General features: G+C 73.4%; 18 protein-coding genes and 1 pseudogene. 7 read left to right on the forward strand and 12 right to left on the reverse strand.

All coding sequences use genetic code 11. From position 1 onward, the window contains the following. The first annotated feature begins 34 nt into the window (after positions 1-34). The 5 genes from IO40_RS0104670 to IO40_RS37500 all read left to right on the forward strand — a co-directional run bounded on the left by IO40_RS0104670 (position 35) and on the right by IO40_RS37500 (position 3,683). Complete coding sequence (locus tag IO40_RS0104670; RefSeq protein WP_158706062.1) at positions 35-667, forward strand: hypothetical protein; 633 nt, start codon at positions 35-37, stop codon at positions 665-667. 212 nt (positions 668-879) lie between these two features. Further along, a complete protein-coding gene (locus IO40_RS0104675) occupies positions 880-1,080 on the forward strand; it encodes a DUF1918 domain-containing protein (RefSeq protein ID WP_016467793.1) in 201 nt (66 codons plus the stop codon). Positions 1,081-1,371: 291 nt separating this feature from the next. Next, complete coding sequence (locus IO40_RS0104680) at positions 1,372-2,244, forward strand: 3-hydroxybutyryl-CoA dehydrogenase (protein WP_031025512.1); 873 nt, start codon at positions 1,372-1,374, stop codon at positions 2,242-2,244. Positions 2,245-2,695: 451 nt separating this feature from the next. Further along, positions 2,696-3,247, forward strand: a complete 552-nt coding sequence (locus tag IO40_RS0104685) for a hypothetical protein (RefSeq protein ID WP_033228405.1) — start codon at positions 2,696-2,698, stop codon at positions 3,245-3,247. A 286-nt stretch (positions 3,248-3,533) separates the two neighbouring features. Continuing rightward, positions 3,534-3,683, forward strand: coding sequence for a hypothetical protein (locus IO40_RS37500; protein WP_016467796.1), 150 nt, complete (start codon positions 3,534-3,536; stop codon positions 3,681-3,683). Between the two features lie 364 nt (positions 3,684-4,047). On the opposite strand, the gene IO40_RS33125 is transcribed toward IO40_RS37500, so the two are convergent. The 8 genes from IO40_RS33125 to infC all read right to left on the reverse strand — a co-directional run bounded on the left by IO40_RS33125 (position 4,048) and on the right by infC (position 13,455). After that, complete coding sequence (locus IO40_RS33125; RefSeq protein ID WP_051719239.1) at positions 4,048-5,829, reverse strand: MFS transporter; 1,782 nt, start codon at positions 5,827-5,829, stop codon at positions 4,048-4,050. A gap of 243 nt (positions 5,830-6,072) precedes the next feature. Continuing rightward, a complete protein-coding gene (gene pheT / locus IO40_RS0104700) occupies positions 6,073-8,631 on the reverse strand; it encodes a phenylalanine--tRNA ligase subunit beta (RefSeq protein ID WP_016467798.1) in 2,559 nt (852 codons plus the stop codon). After that, positions 8,631-9,761, reverse strand: a complete 1,131-nt coding sequence (pheS, locus tag IO40_RS0104705; protein WP_016467799.1) for a phenylalanine--tRNA ligase subunit alpha — start codon at positions 9,759-9,761, stop codon at positions 8,631-8,633. The genes pheT and pheS overlap by 1 nt, the downstream gene beginning before the upstream one ends. Positions 9,762-9,924: 163 nt before the next feature. Beyond that, on the reverse strand, positions 9,925-10,980 hold the full coding sequence (locus IO40_RS0104710; RefSeq protein ID WP_030407861.1) for a sensor histidine kinase: 1,056 nt from the start codon (positions 10,978-10,980) through the stop codon (positions 9,925-9,927). A gap of 98 nt (positions 10,981-11,078) precedes the next feature. Further along, positions 11,079-11,882: a TrmH family RNA methyltransferase gene (locus tag IO40_RS0104715; protein ID WP_031174919.1), complete on the reverse strand. Its 804-nt coding sequence runs from the start codon at positions 11,880-11,882 to the stop codon at positions 11,079-11,081. A 129-nt stretch (positions 11,883-12,011) separates the two neighbouring features. After that, positions 12,012-12,395, reverse strand: coding sequence for a 50S ribosomal protein L20 (rplT, locus tag IO40_RS0104720; protein WP_016467802.1), 384 nt, complete (start codon positions 12,393-12,395; stop codon positions 12,012-12,014). Positions 12,396-12,476: 81 nt separating this feature from the next. Next, positions 12,477-12,671 carry a 50S ribosomal protein L35 gene (gene rpmI / locus IO40_RS0104725; RefSeq protein WP_016467803.1) on the reverse strand — a complete coding sequence of 65 codons (195 nt, stop codon included), beginning with the start codon at positions 12,669-12,671 and terminating at the stop codon, positions 12,477-12,479. A gap of 103 nt (positions 12,672-12,774) precedes the next feature. Beyond that, positions 12,775-13,455, reverse strand: a complete 681-nt coding sequence (gene infC / locus IO40_RS0104730) for a translation initiation factor IF-3 (RefSeq protein ID WP_078565627.1) — start codon at positions 13,453-13,455, stop codon at positions 12,775-12,777. A gap of 301 nt (positions 13,456-13,756) precedes the next feature. Here infC and IO40_RS0104735 point away from each other — a divergent pair, with 301 nt between their 5' ends. Continuing rightward, the gene (locus IO40_RS0104735; protein ID WP_016467805.1) at positions 13,757-14,152 is read left to right on the forward strand and encodes a DUF1844 domain-containing protein; all 396 of its coding nucleotides are present in this window, start codon (positions 13,757-13,759) and stop codon (positions 14,150-14,152) included. Between the two features lie 23 nt (positions 14,153-14,175). On the opposite strand, the gene IO40_RS0104740 is transcribed toward IO40_RS0104735, so the two are convergent. Further along, positions 14,176-14,940 (reverse strand): MIP family channel protein, encoded by a 765-nt coding sequence (locus IO40_RS0104740; protein WP_016467806.1) that lies wholly within the window; start codon positions 14,938-14,940, stop codon positions 14,176-14,178. 146 nt (positions 14,941-15,086) lie between these two features. Then, positions 15,087-15,833, reverse strand: a complete 747-nt coding sequence (locus IO40_RS0104745) for an SseB family protein (protein WP_016467807.1) — start codon at positions 15,831-15,833, stop codon at positions 15,087-15,089. Between the two features lie 342 nt (positions 15,834-16,175). On the opposite strand from IO40_RS0104745, the pseudogene IO40_RS38580 reads away from it, so the two are divergent. Continuing rightward, a pseudogene (locus tag IO40_RS38580) lies at positions 16,176-16,571 on the forward strand (serine hydrolase); the annotation flags it as partial. Between the two features lie 85 nt (positions 16,572-16,656). On the opposite strand, the gene mycP reads toward IO40_RS38580, so the two are convergent. Together mycP and IO40_RS38585 are read right to left on the reverse strand one after the other, a co-directional pair. Beyond that, positions 16,657-17,958, reverse strand: a complete 1,302-nt coding sequence (gene mycP, locus IO40_RS0104755) for a type VII secretion-associated serine protease mycosin (RefSeq protein ID WP_031174920.1) — start codon at positions 17,956-17,958, stop codon at positions 16,657-16,659. Continuing rightward, positions 17,955-19,235 (reverse strand): hypothetical protein, encoded by a 1,281-nt coding sequence (locus tag IO40_RS38585; protein WP_234335539.1) that lies wholly within the window; start codon positions 19,233-19,235, stop codon positions 17,955-17,957. Before IO40_RS38585 ends, mycP begins: the two co-directional genes overlap by 4 nt. Positions 19,236-19,727 lie beyond the last annotated feature (492 nt).

Raw genomic sequence — 19,727 nt, forward strand, 5'->3', positions numbered from 1 at the left:
CCGGGCACCGGCCGCCGGGGCGATACTCGACGCCATGGCAGACGGCACGGAACTCGACGCCGCGGCAGACGGCACGGACATCGGCGCCGCGGCAGACGGCACCGACGCAGGGACAAGGACAGGCACAGGCACAGGCACCGATCCGGTCACCGGTACGCCGCGATCCAGCGCAGGGGCCGGCACGGCGGGCGAGGGAACACCCGCCGTGCCACTGCCCCCGGAATGGGCGGGCTCCGACCTGCCGGCCGAGGAGCCCTTCAGGAGCTTCCTGGCGGCACCCGGACCGGAAACGGCGGCCGAGATGGAGCGGTACGGCGCGGAACTCGCGGCACGCCACACCGGACTGGACGGCGACGCGCTGTGCACGCTGACGCTGGCCGTACTGGACGGCTGCGGGCCGCCGGAAGGCCGCGCCCAGCTGCGTACGGACCTCGCCGCCCGGGCGGCCGGGGCCGCGGCGCAGACGGACACCACCGGCCCGGCCGCCGGCCGCGCGACCGTGTGGCGCACGCTGGGCGATCTGCTGGCCCGCGAGGAGGGCGCCGAGGTGGCCGGTCAGCCGCTGATGCGGCGCCTGGCCCCCGTCTTCGCCGGTGACCCCGGGGCGCCGGCGGCGCGGCGCTTCCGGCTGCTGTCCGCCCTGTACGAGACGGTCACCCGCGGCTGAGGGCTCCGGCTGCCGGACGGCCCGTGGTGGGGTGCGGCTGCCGGGTGCGGCCCGGGTTGCCGCTGCCTACGCTGGAAGGGGTGGTGCCCCTGCCCGGAAGGGCACCGTCCGCCCGCCGCGTCCGCGGCGGCGCCCGCAGACACGGCGCGCGCCGTGGTCGCGCAGCGCACCGCACCTGACCACCGCCAACGGATGCGACAGGAGGCAAGGTCATGCGAGCGAACACAGGCGACGAGCTGCTGATGCACGGGCGGTTCGTGGGCCAGCACGACCGGACGGCACAGATCGTCGAGGTGATGGGTACCAAGGGTGAGCCCCCGTACCGTGTGCGCTTCGACGACGGCCACGAGACGGTGGTCTCCCCCGGACCGGACACCGTTGTCCGCGAGACCCACCGCGACGAGCGGCGCTGACCCTCCCGCCTCTCCCGTACAGGCCCCGTACGACCCCGATGTGGCGTCCGCACCGACTGCGGGCGCCACACGCGTATCCGGCCACGACGGCCTGCCGCACCCCGCCGGGCGGTGACGGCGAGTGGCCGCACCGCCACGCGCACCGGCCGGCGCAAAGGTGACCTTTCTCCCCCGGACTCCCTCCAGCCTCTCCCCACAGGTAACGTCGGGCGGCGAAGCGGCGCGGGACCGGTGCCCTCACATACCGGGGACGGGCTGCTGCGGACCGTGAAGTTCAGCGAAAGGCACGAGGTGACGGAGTCTGTAGCCGGCGTCGAACGCGTCGGAGTGGTGGGCTGTGGCCAGATGGGTGCGGGTATCGCGGAGGTGTGCGCGCGGTCCGGTCTGGAAGTGCTGGTCGCCGAGACGACCGGTGAGGCGCTGGAGATCGGCCGTACCCGGCTGGTCAACTCGCTGGGCAAGGCCGCCGACCGCGGCAAACTCAGCCGCCAGGAGTGCGACGCGGCACTGGAGAGGCTCACCTTCACCACGGACCTCGGCGACTTCGCCGACCGCGACCTGGTGATCGAGGCCGTCATCGAGAACGAGCAGGTCAAGACGGAGATCTTCCAGGTCCTCGACCAGGTGGTCACCCGCCCGGACGCCATCCTGGCCTCCAACACCTCCTCGATCCCGCTGGTCAAACTGGCCGTCGCCACCTCGCGCCCCGACCAGGTCATCGGCATCCACTTCTTCAACCCCGCGCCGATACAGCGGCTCGTCGAGCTGATCCCCGCGCTGACCACGGGCGAGGAGACCATCAAGCGGGCCGAGCACGTCGTCGGCCAGGTACTGGGCAAGCACACCATCCGCGCCCAGGACCGCTCCGGCTTCGTCGTCAACGCCCTGCTGATCCCCTACCTGCTCTCCGCCATCCGCATGTTCGAGTCCGGCATCGCCAGCCGCGAGGACATCGACAACGGCATGGAACTGGGCTGCGCCCACCCCATGGGCCCGCTCAAACTGGCCGACCTGATCGGCCTGGACACCGTCGCCTCGGTAGCCGACTCCATGTACACGGAGTTCAAGGAGCCCCTGTACGCCGCTCCCCCGCTCCTCCAGCGCATGGTCGACGCAGGCCGCCTGGGCCGCAAGGCCGGCGCGGGCTTCTACACCTACTCCTGACCGCGAGGGATCCACCAACTGGTCCCCCGCCCCCCGTCACGGACACCGAAGAGGGCTGCCACCCAACTGCGGAAGGCAGCCCTCTGTGTACCGGCTTGTCCGGAGCGTACGACGCGAACAGGGCGTCAGCTGGAACAACCGGGGCGATGACGGGACTGCTCCACCGTGCGGCTCTCCGCCTCGAACGCGGCCTCGCCCACGACCGTCGAAGCCGGGCGCCATGTCCGCCGTGTGCACGGGACCGCAGCATGAACGGGCGGGGCGGCGACCACATCTGCCCCCGCATTCGCCTCCGCCCGGACGCACCAGGACCCCTCCCCCGCGCATCCGGTCCGGCCTTCCAACTCGCCAACACGTTGCCCCGTGCCGCCCGCGAACACTGGCCTCTGACCGGGCCTGGTGAGTTCGACCGGATCAACGGCCCCCAGCGGGCTGGCTAGGCTCGGCCCTCATGACCGATGACGATGACGCACGCAAGCGCCCCTTCCTCGTTCTGCACGACTACGGCATGGGCGGTTTGTGGTGGTGGGTCCGCGCACGTTCCGAGCGAGAGATCCGCGAAACGTTCGCCTGGGTCGAGGTGATCACCGACCCGGACATCGTGGCCCGCCGGTCTCAGGATGAAGGCCTGGAGGAAGTCGACATCGACGGTCCTCACATGCCTACAGGGCTGGATGATCTGCGCGCCGAGCGTGACGCCCAGCGTGAGTGCGAAGGCTTCGGTGCGCTTGCGGAGAGGGAGGTGGTGTTCCTGCGGCGTCGCTGGGACGAGGAAGACGACGACCCGGTCGTATATCTCATGGAACTTGATGCCGATGGGCGGCGGATTCGCCAAGTGGAGCTGGCCGAGGACGGAACCGCCGTACGCAGTGGCCCCGACGACTGGCCGTTCAACCCACCGGTCGTCGACCTCTTCGACCCTGCGCTCCCGAGCCAGGAGATCAGCCGCAGCGAGTTCGAGAAGCACTGGGCCACGGCTCGCCAGGCAGATGCTGGATCGTGAAGTGCCGGGCCGGCCTCGACGTTCGGTCCGGGTGGTCCGCCGCCGCGATCGGCAGTACCACGACCGAACGGTCCGGTCCTTGCGCTGATGGGTTCGCCGGATGACTTTCCGGGCCGGCGGCCCGGCTCACCCTTCCGAAACGGCGCAATACGGACCCTCCGTCAGACGATATGCTGAGCATGCTCCGACCGGCTTCCCGTCCGGATCGGCCGAATCCGCAACGGAGTTCGGCCGGTCGCCCGGCCACTCCCGGGCGATTCCGTCCCAACGGGAAGGGGAGGAGTCCATGGACGAAGACAACGGATCGGGCGGGGTGCCGCCGCAGGACGGGCGGCGGTGGTGCGTCGGGGCCTTGGCGGCACTCGCCGCGGTCGGTCACATCGCCGACCTCGCCCAGATCGTCGAACTCGTCGAAAGGGTGACGCAGCACCTGTGATGGCGTGGCATCACCGGGAACGGCCGGAGGAGTCGGGCACTGCCGTACACGCGGCGAGCCCGACCGGATCGCGTTCGGCCGGGCTCGCTTGACTGCGTGAAGAGCCCCTCGGGTGCCGGCCCGGGGGGCTTTTCGTGCGCCAGTGCCGGTGGAACGGCTCTCACGAGTCAAGTTTTCGGCTCGCGAGAAGTGATACCGGCTGCTGCGACTGTACAGACGGCCGTGGGGCGTTGCAAAGCCTTCTTTCGTTGTGTACTTCGCACTCTGCGGCCGAATTCGCAGGTCAGCGGCTTACGGGCTTGCGCCCGGAGCCCGCGGGGCCGCGGGGCCGCGGGGCGCCCGGCGGGCTCCGCACCATCCGGGTTCACCCCGTGGGGCTGTCCGCCTTCGGCTCGTCCTCGGGCGGGTCCGGGTCGGTGCCGCCAGACTTCGCCGCCCCGGGCGCACCGGCCGCCCCCGGTGTGCCCGCTGCCTCCGGCGTGCTCGCCGCCCCCGGCGTACCGGCCGCCTCCGGTGCGCCCTCCACCCCCGGCGTACCAGCCGTCCCCGGCATGCCCGCCGTCCCGGGCGCACCGGCCGGTCCCGGGGCCGCCGTTCCCGGGGCCGCCGTTCCCGGTGTGGCGCCGGGCCGGTCCGCCGCCTTGCCCGGTGGTTTCTCGTCCGGTTCTCCCTCGGGTTTCTCCACCGGGGTATCGGCGAGGGCCGGTTTCCTGAACTTCTTGACCGTGCGCCGGCGCGCGGCGCCGACCGAGGTGCGGACGACCGACAGGGGTTTGGCGACGGCCTCCAGGGGTTTGCGTTCGGCGTCCACGCCGAGGAACGTCTCGGCCAGCCCGCCGATGACCATGATCACGGCTCCGGCGAGGAAGCCGAGGAAGAGGCGGCCCCGGTTGCTGCCGTCGCCGATCAGCCAGCCGTAGAAGTAGGGGCCGCTGGATCCCGCGGCCTGGCCGATGGCGAAGAAGAGGGCGATGGCCTTGCCGCGCACCTCCAGGGGGAAGATCTCGCCCGCCGTGAGGTAGCCCGACGAGGCGCCCGCGGAGGCGAAGAAGAAGATCACGCACCAGGCGATGGTCTGGGTGGTGGCCGTCAGTACGTCGGCCGCGAACAGCGAGGCGGTGATCGCCAGTGCGCAGCCGGAGAAGAGGTAGGTGCCGGCGATCAGCCAGCGGCGGCCCACGATGTCGAAGAGGGGGCCGAGGACGATCGGGCCCAGCATGTTGCCCGCGGCGAAGGCCAGCAGGTAGCTGGGGGCGCTCTCGGCCGCGACGCCGTAGAACTTGGTGAGCACCAGCGTGAAGGTGAAGAAGATGGCGTTGTAGAGGAACGACTGGGTGATCATCAGCGTCGAGGCCAGCACGGCGCGCTTGGGGTACTCCTTGAAGAGCACCCGCAGCAGCGTCACATAGGTGCTGTGCGCCGACTCGTTGATCTCGATGGCGTCCTTCTCGTCCACGGGCGGCAGCTTCTTGCCGTGTTTGCGGACCGCCGCCTCCATGCGGGCGATGGCGGCCTCCGCCTCCTCCTCCCGTCCGTTCATGATCAGCCAGCGTGGACTTTCGGGCAGATGCCGGCGGACGAACAGTACGGAGAAGCCGAGTACGGGCCCGAGCAGGAAGCCGACCCGCCAGGCGACGGTGTCGTCGAAGGTGCGCAGGATCATCAGTTCGGCGACGGTGCCGACGATGGCGCCGGCCCAGTAGGTGCCGTTGACCAGCAGGTCGACCCGGCCGCGGAACCGGGCGGGCATCATCTCCTGGACGGCGGAGTTGATCGCCGCGTACTCACCCCCGATGCCGGTGCCGGCGATGAACCGGGTCAGATACAGATAGCCGTCCCAGCCCGGGCCCTGTCCGTAGGTGAGGGCGGTCATGCCGCTGCCGAACAGATAGACGCCGAAGGTGAGCAGGAAGAGTTTGCGGCGTCCGAAGCGGTCGGCCATCCGGCCGAAGAAGAGCGCACCGGTCACCTGGCCGATCAGGTAGACGGTCGCGATGAGACCGGCTTCGCTGGAGGAGAGCCCGAGGGTGTCCTCGTGCGTGAGGATCGAGGTGACCGCGCTGGCGACCGTGATCTCCAGCCCGTCGAGGATCCACGCGCAGCCCAGCGCCGAGATCATCTTCGTGTGGAAGCTTGACCACGGCATCCGGTCGATGCGGGCAGGGATCAGACTGCGGAGCGGTGCGTCCGCCGGACGGGATGATGAGTTCGCTGCTGGCACCTCCTCACCCGTAACCAGCCCCGGCCCTCGGTGCGGAGCTCGCCCGGTCTTCTCACCCGAAAAGATGAGGGGACATCCGCCGGTGACGGATGTCCCCTCCTGTCCGGGCCGGCCACGGGGGCGGCCGGGTGCCGTCGGCCCGCGGCCGTGGGCCGCGGGCCGTGGGTGTCAGGCCCCGCGCAGCACCGCGCCGGTGCGTTCGACGGCCTCGGCCACGGCGGCGTCCCGCGCGGCTGTGGCCTCCTCCGCCTTCAGCGTGCGGTCGGGGGCACGGAAGCGCAGCGCGTAGGCCAGCGACTTGCGGCCCTCACCGAGCTGTTCACCGGTGAAGACGTCGAACAGCCGTACGGACTCCAGCAGCTCGCCCGCGCCGGCGCGCAGTGCCCGCTCCACCTCGGCGGCCGGCACCGAGGAGTCCACGACGAGCGCGACGTCCTGGGTGGCCACCGGGAAGGTGGACACGTGCGGGGCCCGCACGGCGCCCCGGGAGGCGCGCTCCACCAGGTCGAGGTCGAGTTCCATGGCGCAGGTGCGCTGCGGCACCCCCAGTGCCTTGACGGCGCGCGGGTGCAGCTCACCGGCGTGGCCGGCCAGTACCCGCTCGCCGTCCAGCAGGACGTACAGCGCCGCGCAGCGGCCGGGGTGCCAGGGCGCGTACCGGGCGTTCTCGACGGAGAGTTCCGCCCCGGCCTCGGCGGCCACGGTGCGGGCGGCCTCGACGGCGTCGGCCCAGTCGGCGGGGCGGCCCTTGCCCCACCAGCCGGCCTGCTCCCGGGCGCCGGCGAGGACGACGGCCACGTGCCGGGGCTGCTCGGGCAGGGCGTGGTCGAGCGCTGCCACCTGGGCGTCGGTGGGACGCCCGGTGACCGGCAGCCGCTCGGCGACGGTCTCGGTGCCGGTGGGCAGGAAGACCAGGCCGGTCTCGAACAGCGCCAGGTCGTGGCTGCCGCGCCCGTCGTTGCGCCGCAGGGCGGCCAGCAGCCCGGGCAGCAGCGTGGTGCGCAGCCCCGGCTCCTCGTCGGAGAGCGGGTTGACGAGCTGCACGGTGCGGCGCCGCGCGTCGCCCGCGTCCAGGCCGAGCTGGTCGAAGACCGCCTCGCCCACGAACGGGTACGAGAGCGCCTCGGTGTAGCCGGCGCCGGCCAGTGCCCGGCCGACCCGGCGGTGCAGCCGCTGCCGGTCGGTCAGTCCCCGGCCCGGCAGCGGGCGGGGCAGGGTGGAGGGCAGGTTCTCGTAGCCCTCCAGCCGGATGACCTCTTCGGCCAGGTCGTTCGGGTCGGTCAGGTCCGGCCGCCAGGACGGCACGGTCACCGTCAGCTCCTCCGGCGCGTCGGCGGGCCGCTCGCCGCCCTCGAAGGCGCTGGGTGCCACGTTGCCGTAGACGTCGCAGCCGACCTGCTGGAGGCGGCGCACGACGGTCTCGCGGCCGTAGGGGACGCCGGCGACCTTGTCCGGGTGGTCGGCGGTCATGCGGATGGTGCGCGGCCCGGACGGCGTACGGATCTCGGTGACGCCCGGCTCGGCGGTGCCGCCGGCCAGCAGGACCAGCAGATCGACGGTGCGCTGCGCGGCGGCGGCTGCCGCCTCCGGGTCGACGCCGCGCTCGAAGCGGCGGGACGCCTCGGAGGACAGCTTGTGGCGGCGTGCGGTGCGCGCGACGGAGACGTCGTCGAAGTGCGCGGCCTCGATCACCACGTCGGTGGTGCCCTGCGCCTCGCCGCCGGCGTCGGCGATCTCGGTGTCGGCGCCGCCCATGACGCCCGCGAGCCCGATCGGGCCGCGGCTGTCGGTGATGACCAGGTCCTCGGCGTCGAGCACGCGCTGCACCCCGTCGAGGGTGGTCAGCTTCTCGCCGCTCCGGGCCCGGCGCACCCCGATGGGGCCCTCGACCCGGTGCCGGTCGTAGGCGTGCAGGGGCTGGCCCAGCTCCAGCATCACGTAGTTGGTGACGTCCACGGCCAGCGAGATCGGTCGCATGCCGGCCTTCTGGAGCCGGCGCCGCAGCCAGATCGGCGAGGCTGCGCCCGGCCGCAGTCCGCTGACGGTACGGGCCGTGAACCGGTCGCAGCCGAGCGGGTCGGCGACCTTGACGGGGTAGCCGTGCGCGTTGGGCGCGGGCACGTCCAGCAGCGCGGGGTCGCGCAGCGGCACGCCGTAGGCGGTGGCGGTCTCGCGGGCGAGGCCGCGCATGGACAGGCAGTAGCCCCGGTCCGGGGTGACCGCGATGTCCAGCACCTCGTCGACGAGCTCCAGCAGCTCGATCGCGTCGGTGCCCACCTCGATCTCGGGCGGCAGCACCATGATCCCGTCATGGTCCTCGCCCATGCCCAGCTCGCGCTCGGAGCAGATCATGCCCTCGGAGACGTGGCCGTAGGTCTTGCGGGCGCTGATCTCGAAGCCGCCCGGCAGCACGGCGCCCGGCAGCACGACGACGACCTTGTCACCGACGGCGAAGTTGGTGGCGCCGCAGATGATGTTCTGCGGCTCCCCCGTGCCGTTGGCGTCGGCGACGTCCACCTGGCAGTAGCGGATCGGCTTCTTGAACCCGGTCAGCTCCTCGATGGCCAGCACCTTGCCGACCACCAGCGGGCCCTTGAGCCCGGAGGCGGTCTGCTCAACCGTCTCGACCTCCAGGCCGGCCGCGATCAGCCTGGCCGCGACGTCCCGCCCGGTCTCGGAGGCCGGCAGGTCGACGTACTCCCGGAGCCACGACAGCGGCGCCCGCATCAGATCTCCATCCCGAACGGCCGGGTGAAACGCACGTCACCCTCGACCATGTCTCGCATGTCCTCGACGTTGTGGCGGAACATCAGCATCCGCTCGATCCCGAACCCGAAGGCGAACCCGCTGTACCTGTCCGGGTCCACACCGCAGGCGGTCAGCACCCGCGGGTTGACCATGCCGCAGCCGCCCAGCTCGATCCAGCCCTCGCTGGAGCAGGTGCGGCACGGGTTGTCCGGGTCGCCCACGGACGCGCCCCGGCACACGAAGCACACCATGTCCATCTCGGCGGACGGCTCGGTGAAGGGGAAGTAGGAGGGCCGCAGCCGGGTGCCCAGGCCCTCGCCGAAGAGCGAGGTGACCATGTGGTCGAGGGTGCCCTTGAGGTCGGCCATGGTCAGCCCCTCGTCGACGGCCAGCAGCTCCACCTGGCCGAAGACGGGCGTGTGGGTGGCGTCCAGCTCGTCGGTGCGGTAGACCCGGCCCGGGCAGATGACGTAGACGGGCGGCTCGCGGTCGAGCAGCGAGCGGATCTGCACGGGCGAGGTGTGGGTCCGCAGGACGACGCCGGAGGCGTCGTCGCTCGCGGAGCCGTCCTTGCCGCGTACGAAGAAGGTGTCCTGCATGGTGCGGGCCGGGTGGTCGGGCCCGATGTTGAGGGCGTCGAAGTTGAACCACTCGGCCTCGACCTCGGGGCCCTCGGCGACCTCGTAACCCATCGCGACGAAGACGTCCTCGACGCGCTCCGAGAGCGTGGTGAGCGGGTGGCGCGCACCGGCCGGGCGGCGGTCGTAGGGCAGTGTGACGTCCACGGCCTCCTCGACCAGCACCCGCTCGTCGCGCTCGCGCTCCAGCTCCTCCTGGCGCGCCTTGAGGGCCTTGCTGACCGCGCCGCGCGCCTGTCCGACGCGCTTGCCCGCCTCCGCCTTGGCGTGCGGCGGCAGCGCGCCGATCTCGCGGTTGGCCAGCGCCAGCGGGGATCGGTCGCCCGCGTGTGCGGCCTTGACCTCGCGCAGCGCGTCCAGATCGGCCGCGGCGGCGACGGCGGCGAGCGCCTCGTCCCTGGCCCGGTCGATCGCTTCCGGTTTCAGTGCCTCGACCTCGACAGGGTCGTACGACTTGTTGGGTGCCGACATCTCTTCCCGTGTTTTCCGATTCGGTGGCTGCGCCCCGCCCCATGGCTGCGTGCCGGGGCCCGAGTCTACGGGGGCGCGCCTGATGGCAGGTACACGGAGGCCGGACGGTGGGACCGGCAGCGGCCTCCGGGGGTTCTGGGGTGGGCCCGTGCGCGCCGTGTGCTCAGGCCAGGAAGGCCGGGGCGCCCACGGGCAGGATAAATCGGAACCGGGCGCCGCCGGCCGGCGCCCGGTTGACGGTGATCACCCCGCCGTGCGCCTCGACGATGCCCTTGACGATGTAGAGGCCCAGGCCGGTGCCGCCGCGGCGGCTGCCCCGCCAGAAGCGGGTGAAGACACGGCTCATGGACTCCTCCGGGATACCGGGCCCCTCGTCGCTGACCGTGACGGCTGTCGCCTTCTCCCCCGGCTCGCGCGGGGACGATGCGGGCTCGACCTCGATGGTGACGGTTCCGGCTCCGTGGCGCACCGCGTTTTCCAGCAGGTTGGCCAGCACCTGGTCGATCTTGTCGGCGTCGGCCCACAGGTCGGGCAGGGCGTCGGCGATGCGGATGTCGAAGCGGTCCGCGGGCCGGCCGGCCGCCAGGTGCCCCTCGACGTGCCGCCGCACCGCCGCCGCCATGTCCACCGGCTGACGGCGGATCTCCAGCCGTCCGGAGTCGATACGGGAGATGTCCAGCAGTTCGGCGATCAGCCGGGTGACGCGGTGCGCGTCGGCGTCGACCGTCTCCAGCATCAGCCGCTTCTGGTCGTCGGTGAACCGCTCCCACTTCGCCAGCAGGGTCGCGGTGAACCCCTTGACGGAGGTGAGCGGGGAGCGCAGTTCGTGGGCGACGGTGGCGATCAGCTCGGCGTGGCTGCGCTCGGTGCGGCGCCGGGCCTCGGTCCCGCGCAGGGTGACGACGACGCGCTCGACGGGCCCGCGCGGCCGGCTGCGCACGTAGCGGGCGGCCACCAGCACCTCGTGGCCGCCGGGCAGCAGCAGATTCCGTTCGGGGTGACCGTTGGCGATGGCCAGTCCGTGGTACGGGTCGGCCAGCTGCCACCAGCGGCGCCCGTCCAGGTCCTCCAGCGGGAGGGCGGTCTGGAGGGGGCTGCCCAGCGCCTCGTTCCCGGGCCGGCCGGTGATGCGGGCGGCGGCTGCGTTGAAGCACACGACCCGGCCGCCGCTGTCGGCGACGACGAGGCCGTCGGGCAGGTCGTCGGGGCGCACCTCCATCGCGTTCCGCCTCTCTCCGCAGCCCTCGGTCCCCGGCACCCGGGCCCGACACCCTACTAGCTCGGGGTTACGGTGCGGCACCCTCGGGGTGCGGGCAGTCACCGGGCCCGCTGGGCGCGTGCCGACGCGTAGAGGCAGACGACCGCTGCCGTGGCGAGGTTCAGGCTCTCCGCACGGCCGTGGATGGGGACCCGGACCACCGCGTCGGCCAGGGCGCGGGTCTCCTCCGGCAGCCCCCACGCCTCGTTGCCGAACACCCAGGCCGTGGGGGCGGCCATCGTGCCGGCGTCCAGCTCGTCGTCCAGGTCCCGTTCGCCGGCCCCGTCGGCGGCGAGCACCCGCACCCCCGCCCCGGCCAGCCCGCGTGCGGCCTCCTCGACGGGCACGCCGACGGCGACCGGCAGGTGGAAGAGCGAGCCGGCGGAGGCGCGTACGGCCTTGGGGTTGTAGAGGTCCACGGACGCGTCGGTCAGCACCACCGCGTCCGCTCCGGCGGCGTCGGCGCAGCGCAGCACCGTGCCGGCGTTGCCCGGGTCGCGGACGTGCGCGAGGACGGCGACCAGCCGGGGCCGGGCCGCGAGGATCTCGGCGAAGGGCCGGTCGAGGAAGCGGCACAGGGCGACGATGCCCTGCGGGGTGACCGTGTCGGACATCTCGGCGATCACCTCGTCGGAGGCGGTGAGGACGGGCACCCGGGCCGCGCGGGCCGCCGCCAGGATGTCCGCGTGCCGCTCGGCCGCCTCGGGCGTCACATAGACCTCGACCAGGTGCTCCAGCGCCTCCCGTACGGCCTGCGGGCCCTCGGCCAGGAACCGCCGCTCCTTGCCCCGGAAACTCCGCTTGCCCAGTTTGCGCGCGGTGGTGACGCGCGGGGACCGCAGGGAGGTCAGCTCGGGTGGCATGACGGGGGACGCTCGCTTTCGGGGTGAAAAATCAATCTCGCCGTCGCGGCGGGGAGCCACGACGGCGAGAGGGAGCCCTCCCGGCCGCACGGGCCGGGAGCGGGGGCCGATGGGGCCTCAGCAGGACGCTCAGGCGGCCTTCGGCGCGTTCACATCGCTGGGCAGGGCCTTCTGCGCGACCTCGACGAGGGCGGCGAAGGCAGCGGCGTCGTTGACCGCCAGCTCGGCCAGCATCTTGCGGTCGACCTCGATGGAGGCGGCCTTCAGACCCTGGATGAAGCGGTTGTAGGTGATGCCGTTGGCGCGGGCAGCGGCGTTGATCCGCTGGATCCACAGCTGACGGAAGTCGCCCTTGCGCTTCTTGCGGTCGTTGTAGTTGTAGACGTAGGAGTGGGTGACCTGCTCCTTCGCCTTGCGGTACAGGCGGGAACGCTGACCGCGGTAGCCGCTGGCCTGCTCCAGGATCGCCCGGCGCTTCTTCTGAGCGTTTACTGCCCGCTTGACGCGTGCCACGTGAATACTCCTTGTTGGCGGGGCCGTGGGCGGTCTCGGCCGCCCGGGCCCGGATCGATGGGGTCCCGGTCGTGCGGGGTCTTACTTGCCGAGAAGCTTCTTGATCTTCTTGGCGTCGGCCGGGGCCGCTTCGGTCTTGCCGGCAAGGCGACGCGTCAGCGTGGACGGCTTGTGCTCGAGAAGGTGGCGGCGGCCGGCACGCTGGCGCATCACCTTGCCAGAGCCGGTGATCTTGAAGCGCTTGCTGGCACCACTGTGCGTCTTGTTCTTCGGCATGTCGCCGTTTCTCTCCTCGTCAGTGACGCTTCCAGTCGCCACGCGGGCAGCCGGAAGCGTCATTCGTTCCGTATGGGTTCCGGGGGCGGTGCCCCGGGAAGGCTCACGCCTCGGCGGGCCCCTCGGCCGGGGCGGACTGCTGCTGACGCTCCGCCTTGCGGGCCGCCTGGGCCTCACGGGCCTCGGCCATGGCCTCGGTCTTCTTCTTGTGAGGGCCGAGAACCATGATCATGTTGCGGCCGTCCTGCTTCGGGTTGGACTCCACGAAGCCCAGGTCGGAGACGTCGTCCGCGAGCCGCTGGAGCAGCCGGAAGCCCAGCTCGGGGCGGGACTGCTCACGACCGCGGAACATGATCGTGATCTTGACCTTGTCACCCTGCTTGAGGAACCGGACGACGTGACCCTTCTTGGTGTCGTAGTCGTGCGGATCGATCTTCGGCCGGAGCTTCATCTCCTTGATGACCGTGTGCGCCTGGTTCTTGCGCGCTTCACGGGCCTTCATGGCCGACTCGTACTTGAACTTGCCGTAGTCCATGAGCTTGCACACCGGCGGACGGGCGTTCGCCGCCACCTCGACCAGGTCGAGGTCGTATTCCTGTGCGAGCTCCAGGGCCTTGGCAAGCGGCACGATGCCAACCTGCTCGCCGCTGGGACCGACGAGTCGCACCTCGGGGACGCGAATCCGGTCGTTGATGCGGGGCTCGGCGCTGATGGGGCCTCCTCGGGTACACCGCGCGACCGTCTGGCGGACGACCGCGCACGAGTCTTCTTGAGTGGTGACCACCGCCGCAGAATGCGAAAAAACGCCCCGGACGGGTCACAGGCGGGGCTCCTCACAGACCGGGAGCACCGCCGCGGAACTCCGCGGGGCGCAGCCTGACCGTTGACCCGCGGCCCCAGGGGCCGCCAGGTGGGAGATCGGAGCCTCCACTTGCGGGCTGGAGTCCATCCGTGCGGGACGGTCTTCAGCCGGTCGTCCTGCCAGCATACCAGCAGGCCGTACAAGACGCCCCCGGCCGCCGGGCCCCGCTTCCCCGGACGGCCCGCGGGCCGGTGCACGGCGCACGGGGCATAGGGTGACCCGTATGAGCGACGCCGCAGCCGCCGGGCAGCCTTCCGGACAGCAACCGCAGCCCTCCGGTCAGCAACCCGACTTCGCCAGCATGACCCGCGACATCGCGGAGGTGCCGGCGGTCGAGGTCATCACCACCGTCGCGGTGCACCTGATGAGCTCCGCCGCCGTCAACCTCGGCCTGGCCGAGGAGGGCGAGCAGCACAAGGACCTGGACGAGGCCCGCAAGCTGATCCACGCGCTGGCCGGACTGGTGACCGCGAGCGCCACCGAGATCGGCTCGTACCACGCGGCGCCGCTGCGCGACGGGCTCAAGTCGCTCCAGCTCGCCTTCCGCGAGGCGTCCACCGTGCCCGACGAGCCGGGCCAGGGTCCCGGCGAGAAGTTCACCGGTCCCGTCTACGGCTGAGGCACCGGGCACCGGCGCCGCCGTCAGCTCACCCTCATCTCGCGCTTGGGCCGCCGGTTGGGCTGCGGGTGCGTCAGCACGTGGACGTACGCCGCGAGCGCGCCGCCGACCAGGGGCGCGACGATGAACATCCACAGCTGCACCAGGGCGGCGCCGCCCGCGAAGACGGCCGGGCCCAGGCTCCGGGCCGGGTTGACGGAGGTGCCCGTCAGCGGGATGCCGACCAGGTGGACGACGGCCAGGGCGATGCCGATGGGCAGCCCGTCGAAGCCGACGACCGCCACCTTGTGGGTCACCGCGAGCACCGTGTAGACGAACAGGAACGTCAGGACCAGCTCGGCGACGAAGGCGCCGCCGGTGTTGATGTGCACGGCGGAGCGGTCGCCGAAGCCGTTGCTGCCGAACGTCTCGCTGGTCTGGAGACCGGGGACCTGCTTGGCGACCAGGAACAGCAGCGCCGCCCCCGCGATGCCGCCGACGAGCTGGGCGATCCAGTACTTGACCGCCAGCTCCAGGTCGAGACGTCCGGCCAGGAACATCCCGAGCGTCACCGCGGGGTTCACATGGGAGCCGGATATCGGGCCGATGGCGTACGCCAGGGCCAGCATCACGAAGCCGAACGTCAGCGCGATGCCCAGCGAGCCGATGTACTCGGCCGCCAGCACGGCCGCGCCGACGCCGAAGAAGACCAGCAGCAGAGTGCCCAGGAACTCCGCCGCGACGGGCTGCGGCTTGTCCTCCAGGTCCTTGAGCTGTTCCGGGCTCGCCTGCCACGACTTGACCTGCATGTCGACCTCCCGTGGGGGTCGGAGGAGGCAGCCGGGACGGATTCGTTCCCGGCGCTTCCTCCCGAGTGTCCGGCGTCCCCGCCCGGCTCGCACCTCGGGCGGCGCGGCAGCGGACGGGCGCCGGCTCTCAGGAAGCCCGGTAGCTCTCAGGAAGCCCGGTAGAAGGCGTCGCCGGGCAGGGTGCTGCCGGGGGCGAGGAGGGCCAGGTCCAGGCCGCGCACCAGCCGGGCGCGCAGGGTGGTGTCGGCGGCGAGCGCCCGGGCGACGCGCTGCGCGAGCGCGGGAAGGTCCGCGCCCGGCACCGGCGCCAGGGCCAGCGTGCCGTCACCGTCCTGGCCGGGTGCCAGATGGGCGCCGGCCACCTCGGGCTCGGCCGCGAGCACGCCGCGTACGGCCTCGGTGACGGCGGGGTCGTCCAGCGCCCGGGTGTGGCTGCGGCCCTCGGCGAGCGCGTAGAGGGCGGGCCCGGTCAGTTCGTAGGTCACCGGGCCGGCCATGTCCAGGACCACGGTGTCGGCCTTCTCGTGCGCCGCGGCCTGGAGGGCCTGGTGCAGCGGTACGGCGACGGGCCGGGCGTCGGGGCGCCAGCGGGCCAGCGCGTCGGTGGAGGTGAAGGCGGGCAGGGCGCGGCGGCCCCCGGGCGCGTTCAGGGTGGGGACGGCCATCTCGCTGGTCTTGTCGCGCCGCAGCCCGTCCTCCCCCGTCTCGGCCTCGGTGAGGACGGCGACGACGGGGACCAGCAGCCGGGCGTCGCGCAGCGCCGCCAGCACGCGCTCCTCGGCGCCGGGCGCCCGCCGGTCGGCCTGCCAGGCGGCGAGGGCGTCGGCGAGCGCCGGATCGGCGGTGCCGTCGTCGTGCGAGAAGGCCGGCTGGGGAATGTTCTTGAGCGCCACGCCCCGAGCGTATCCGGGGCCCGGGGCGGTAGCGTCGGCGGGATGAGCGGGCAGCGTGACGCGGCGGGCGGGCAGGACGCACCCGGCGGGGTGAAGGCGCCGGTGGCCAGGCGGGTGGTCGTGCCGGGGCCGCCGCCGTCGCTGGGCCGCACCGCGCGGCTGTCGCTCGCCGCCTGCGGGCCCGATGCCGGCAGTGCCGTGGCGTCCTACGGCGACGGGCGGTTCGTGGCCGCCAGCGTGATGAAGGTGAACATCCTCCTCGCCCTGCTGCTGCGCGCCCAGGGCGCGCTGGAGGCTCCGCCCCGGCGGCTGACGGAGCGGGAACGGTGCCGGGCGGCCGAGATGATCACGCGCAGCGACAACGACGCGGCGAACGCGCTGTGGGACGCGGCCGGGGGCGCGGCCGGGCTGCGGGCCGCCAACCGGCTGCTGGGCCCCGCCCGTACCGAGCCCCACCCCCATGGCCGCTGGGGACTGAGCGTCACCACGGCGGCCGATCAACTGGCCCTGCTGCGCACCCTTTACGGGCCGGAGCCGGGCGTGCTCGCCCCGGCGGCCCGCGCCTGGGTGCGCGAGCTGATGGCGGACGTGGTGCCCGGCCAGCGCTGGGGGGTCGGCGCCGCCGCGGACCCCGGGACGCCGTACGAGCTGAAGAACGGCTGGCTGCCGCGGACGAGCAGCGGCCTGTGGGTGATCAACAGCGTGGGCCGGGTGACGGCGCACGGACGCCCCTGGCTGCTGGCGGTGCTCTCGGACGGGCACGCCTCCCGGGAGGAGGGTGTCGCCGCCGTGGAGGAGGCCGCCCGTGCCGCCGTCGGCGCGCTCACCGGCCGCCCGGCGGATCCGGCGGCACGTCGGGCAACCGGCCCGGCCGCTCGGGTGCGCCCGGCGGCCGATGCGGCTGGGCAGGCACCGTGGGCAGCGGATGCGGCCCCGCCGGAGCGGCCCGCCGCCATGCCGCCGGCCGCCGGATGAGACCGCGCCGGAGCGCGAAGGCCACGGCGATCAGCAGGGCACCGAAGAGAGCCGCGGCCGGCGCGAACCAGCCGGGTCCCGCGCCGTCACCGGGCCGGGCGGGACCGAAGAACTCCTTGCCGAACCCGCCGACCCGCGGCTGCTGTTTGCGGGGCTTGAGGTGGGAGCCCATCTCGATGGCGGCGGCCGGGTCCACGATGCCGGTGCCGACGGCGTCGCTGCGCCCGCCCGCGGGGGTGTTGCGGGCCGTGTCGGAGATCAGCTCCTTGACCTGGGCGGGGCTCAGGTCCGGGTGCGCGGACCTGACGAGGGCGACGGCGCCCGAGGTGAAGGCCGCGGCGGCGCTGGTGCCCCAGCCCTGGTAGTAGGTGCGGTCCGGGTCCGCGATGAGGATGTCCTTGCCCGGCGCCGCGACGGTCGCGTACCAGCGGCGGGTCGAGAAGGAGGTGCGGGCCCCGTTGCGGTCCACGGCGGCCACCGCGATCACCCCGGGATAGGCCGCGGGGTAGGACACGTGGTCACCGTCCTCACCGCCGTTGCCCGCCGAGGCGACGACGACCACGCCCTTGCGCAGCGCGTGGCGCACGGCCGCGTCCTCCCGCGCGTCCGGGTGGGCCGAGGCGCTGTCGTCGCCCAGCGAGAGGTTGATGACGTCGGCGCCGTGGTCGGCCGCCCAGCGGATGCCCTCGGCCAGCGCCGTGCCGCGTTCGTCACGGGCCTTGACGCGCTGCGGGTCCTGGTCCTCCAGCAGCACCCGGACCGGCAGGATGCGGGCCTGCGGTGCGATGCCGAGCACTCCGTCCCGGCCGCCGGGGCCGTGACCGTGCCCGGCGATGATCCCGGCCATGGCGGTGCCGTGCCGGGCCCAGGCCCGGTCGCCCTTGCTGGCGCCCATGCCCACGAGGTCCTTGCCCTCGGTCACGTTGCGGCGCAGGTCCGGGTGGTCCGCGTCGACCCCGGTGTCCAGTACGGCGACCGTCACCCCCTGGCCCTTGGTGGTCTTCCACGCCGCCTCGGCGTTGAGGGACTTGAGCGCCCACTCCTGCTGCTGGAGGCCCTCGCCCCGCGCCTGGGCCGTACCGGCGGTGACGGACGAGAGGGCCAGCAGGGTGCACAAGGCGGCGGTGACGGTGCGCAGCAGACGCCTCATCGGGACTCACCGTCCTTCGCGGTGGCAGTGGTGCCGGGTGCCCGCAGCGCCTCGTTGCCGCCGCCCGTGCCGGCGGTGTGCCGGGTCGTCGCCTTGCGCAGCCTCTTCTCGACGCGGTCGGCGATGCCCTGCGCATCGTGGCCGAGCCCCGCCTGCGCGGCGGGCGACGTCTCGCCCTCCAGGGTCGCCTCGTCCGCCGGCTGAGGGTCGGTGACGGTACGTCCGTCGGCGAAACCGGAGACGGAGTAGACGACCACGGGTATGTCCCGCTGCACGTGGACGGTCCAGCTGGCGCGCTGCGCGTCACCGAAGTCCGCGGCGACGGTACCCCGGGCCGCGTACGGACGCGGCATCAGATCGGTGCGCTCGGCGAGGTTCTGGGTGGCGAACCGTTCGCTCACGTCCCGCATACCGGCCGGGTCCGCCTTGGTGAAGAGCAGACCCACGGTGGTGAGGCTGCTGGTCGTCTCGTCGGTGTAGGTGGCCCGCAGCAGCCTGCCGCAGCCCACCGGGGCCAGCGCCTTGGCCAGCAGCGGGTCGAAAGCACCGGCGCAGCCGCTGTCCGGGGCGACCGCGACCCGGGTCCAGCGCCGGTCGGCGCCGCCGGGCCCGGCCTTGTTCCCCCGCAGGGTGCGGGGGAACAGGTCGTCCACCGGGATCTCGTGCCAGGCCGCGCGCGTCCCGTCGAACCCCTGGGCCACCTTCCGCTGTTCGCCGCTGTCCCCGGTCAGCAGTACGCCCGCGCCCGCGCCGCCGAGCAGGCCGACGCCCAGCACGAGACAGACGGCGGCGGCGACCGACCGTACCGAGGGCGGGGCGTGCCCCGCGCCGTTCCGCTCCCCCGGCGGCGCCCCGTCACGGAGGCGGAGACCCGCGAACGGGCCCGGCCGCCCGGCGGGGCGCGCCGGGTGCCCACCAGGACCGGTGAACCCCGGCGAGCCTTCGGAAGGTGGAGGGCCGGCCGCGTGGGGGCGGGTGCCGGAGGCGGCGGTGCGGCCCGCGGCGTCCGGCCCGGCGGCTCCCGGGGCCTTGCCGGGGACGGCGGTGCCCGCGTCGCCGGCGTCGGGGAGGGAGGTGCCGGAGGAGAACCGGTACGCGGAAGCCGGGGCCGTCGCCGTCGCCTCGGAACGGGCCAGACCGAGGTAGCGGCCGAGGCGTTCGGTGAGGGCCTTGAGACGGGCGGGACCCGCACTGTCCGTGCCCGCCGCGCCCGCGCCGGGTGGCGCGGGCGGCTCGGCGGGCAGGGGCGGGACCGCGCGGTCGGGCGCCGCGGACATGCCGGCACCGGGCCCCGCGCCCGTTCCCGCGCGGGCATCCGGCCGCGCGTCACGGCTCCGTTGGGCCGGCAGCGCGGAGGGGCGGGGGGCGGTGAGGGGCTCGCCGGTGGGGGGAGGGGGCACGGGCGCGGACGCACGGTCGGGCGCCGCAGACGTACCGGCACCGGGCCCGGCGCCCGGACCCGGTCCAGACCTCGCGTCTCGGCTCCGCCGAGCCGTCAGCCGGTGAGGGGTTCGTCAGTGGGCGAAGCAGGCACGGACGCAGACGTGCCCGTACCGCGCGCGGCGCCCGCACCCTCACGGGCACCTGCCCCCGCGTCACCGCGCCGCCGCCCCGGCAAGGCGGAGGACCGGGACGCGGCGAGGGGCTCACCGCTGGGCGAAGCAGGCACAGGCGCGGACGCACGGTCGGGCGCCGCAGACGTACCGGCACCGGGCCCGGCGCCCGGACCCGGTCCAGACCTCGCGTCTCGGCTCCGCCGAGCCGTCAGC

The organism is Streptomyces albus subsp. albus (assembly GCF_000725885.1).
Lineage (GTDB): Bacteria > Actinomycetota > Actinomycetes > Streptomycetales > Streptomycetaceae > Streptomyces > Streptomyces albus.

Coding starts and splice junctions, on each gene's coding strand:
- IO40_RS0104670 (WP_158706062.1), top strand. CDS start 35: ATGGCAGACGGCACGGAACTCGACGCCGCGGCAGACGGCACGGACATC.
- IO40_RS0104675 (WP_016467793.1), top strand. CDS start 880: ATGCGAGCGAACACAGGCGACGAGCTGCTGATGCACGGGCGGTTCGTG.
- IO40_RS0104685 (WP_033228405.1), top strand. CDS start 2,696: ATGACCGATGACGATGACGCACGCAAGCGCCCCTTCCTCGTTCTGCAC.
- IO40_RS37500 (WP_016467796.1), top strand. CDS start 3,534: ATGGACGAAGACAACGGATCGGGCGGGGTGCCGCCGCAGGACGGGCGG.
- IO40_RS33125 (WP_051719239.1), bottom strand. CDS start 5,829: ATGCCGTGGTCAAGCTTCCACACGAAGATGATCTCGGCGCTGGGCTGC.
- pheT (WP_016467798.1), bottom strand. CDS start 8,631: ATGCGGGCGCCGCTGTCGTGGCTCCGGGAGTACGTCGACCTGCCGGCC.
- pheS (WP_016467799.1), bottom strand. CDS start 9,761: ATGTCGGCACCCAACAAGTCGTACGACCCTGTCGAGGTCGAGGCACTG.
- IO40_RS0104710 (WP_030407861.1), bottom strand. CDS start 10,980: ATGGAGGTGCGCCCCGACGACCTGCCCGACGGCCTCGTCGTCGCCGAC.
- IO40_RS0104715 (WP_031174919.1), bottom strand. CDS start 11,882: ATGCCACCCGAGCTGACCTCCCTGCGGTCCCCGCGCGTCACCACCGCG.
- rpmI (WP_016467803.1), bottom strand. CDS start 12,671: ATGCCGAAGAACAAGACGCACAGTGGTGCCAGCAAGCGCTTCAAGATC.
- IO40_RS0104735 (WP_016467805.1), top strand. CDS start 13,757: ATGAGCGACGCCGCAGCCGCCGGGCAGCCTTCCGGACAGCAACCGCAG.
- IO40_RS0104740 (WP_016467806.1), bottom strand. CDS start 14,940: ATGCAGGTCAAGTCGTGGCAGGCGAGCCCGGAACAGCTCAAGGACCTG.
- mycP (WP_031174920.1), bottom strand. CDS start 17,958: ATGAGGCGTCTGCTGCGCACCGTCACCGCCGCCTTGTGCACCCTGCTG.
- IO40_RS38585 (WP_234335539.1), bottom strand. CDS start 19,235: ATGTCCGCGGCGCCCGACCGCGCGGTCCCGCCCCTGCCCGCCGAGCCG.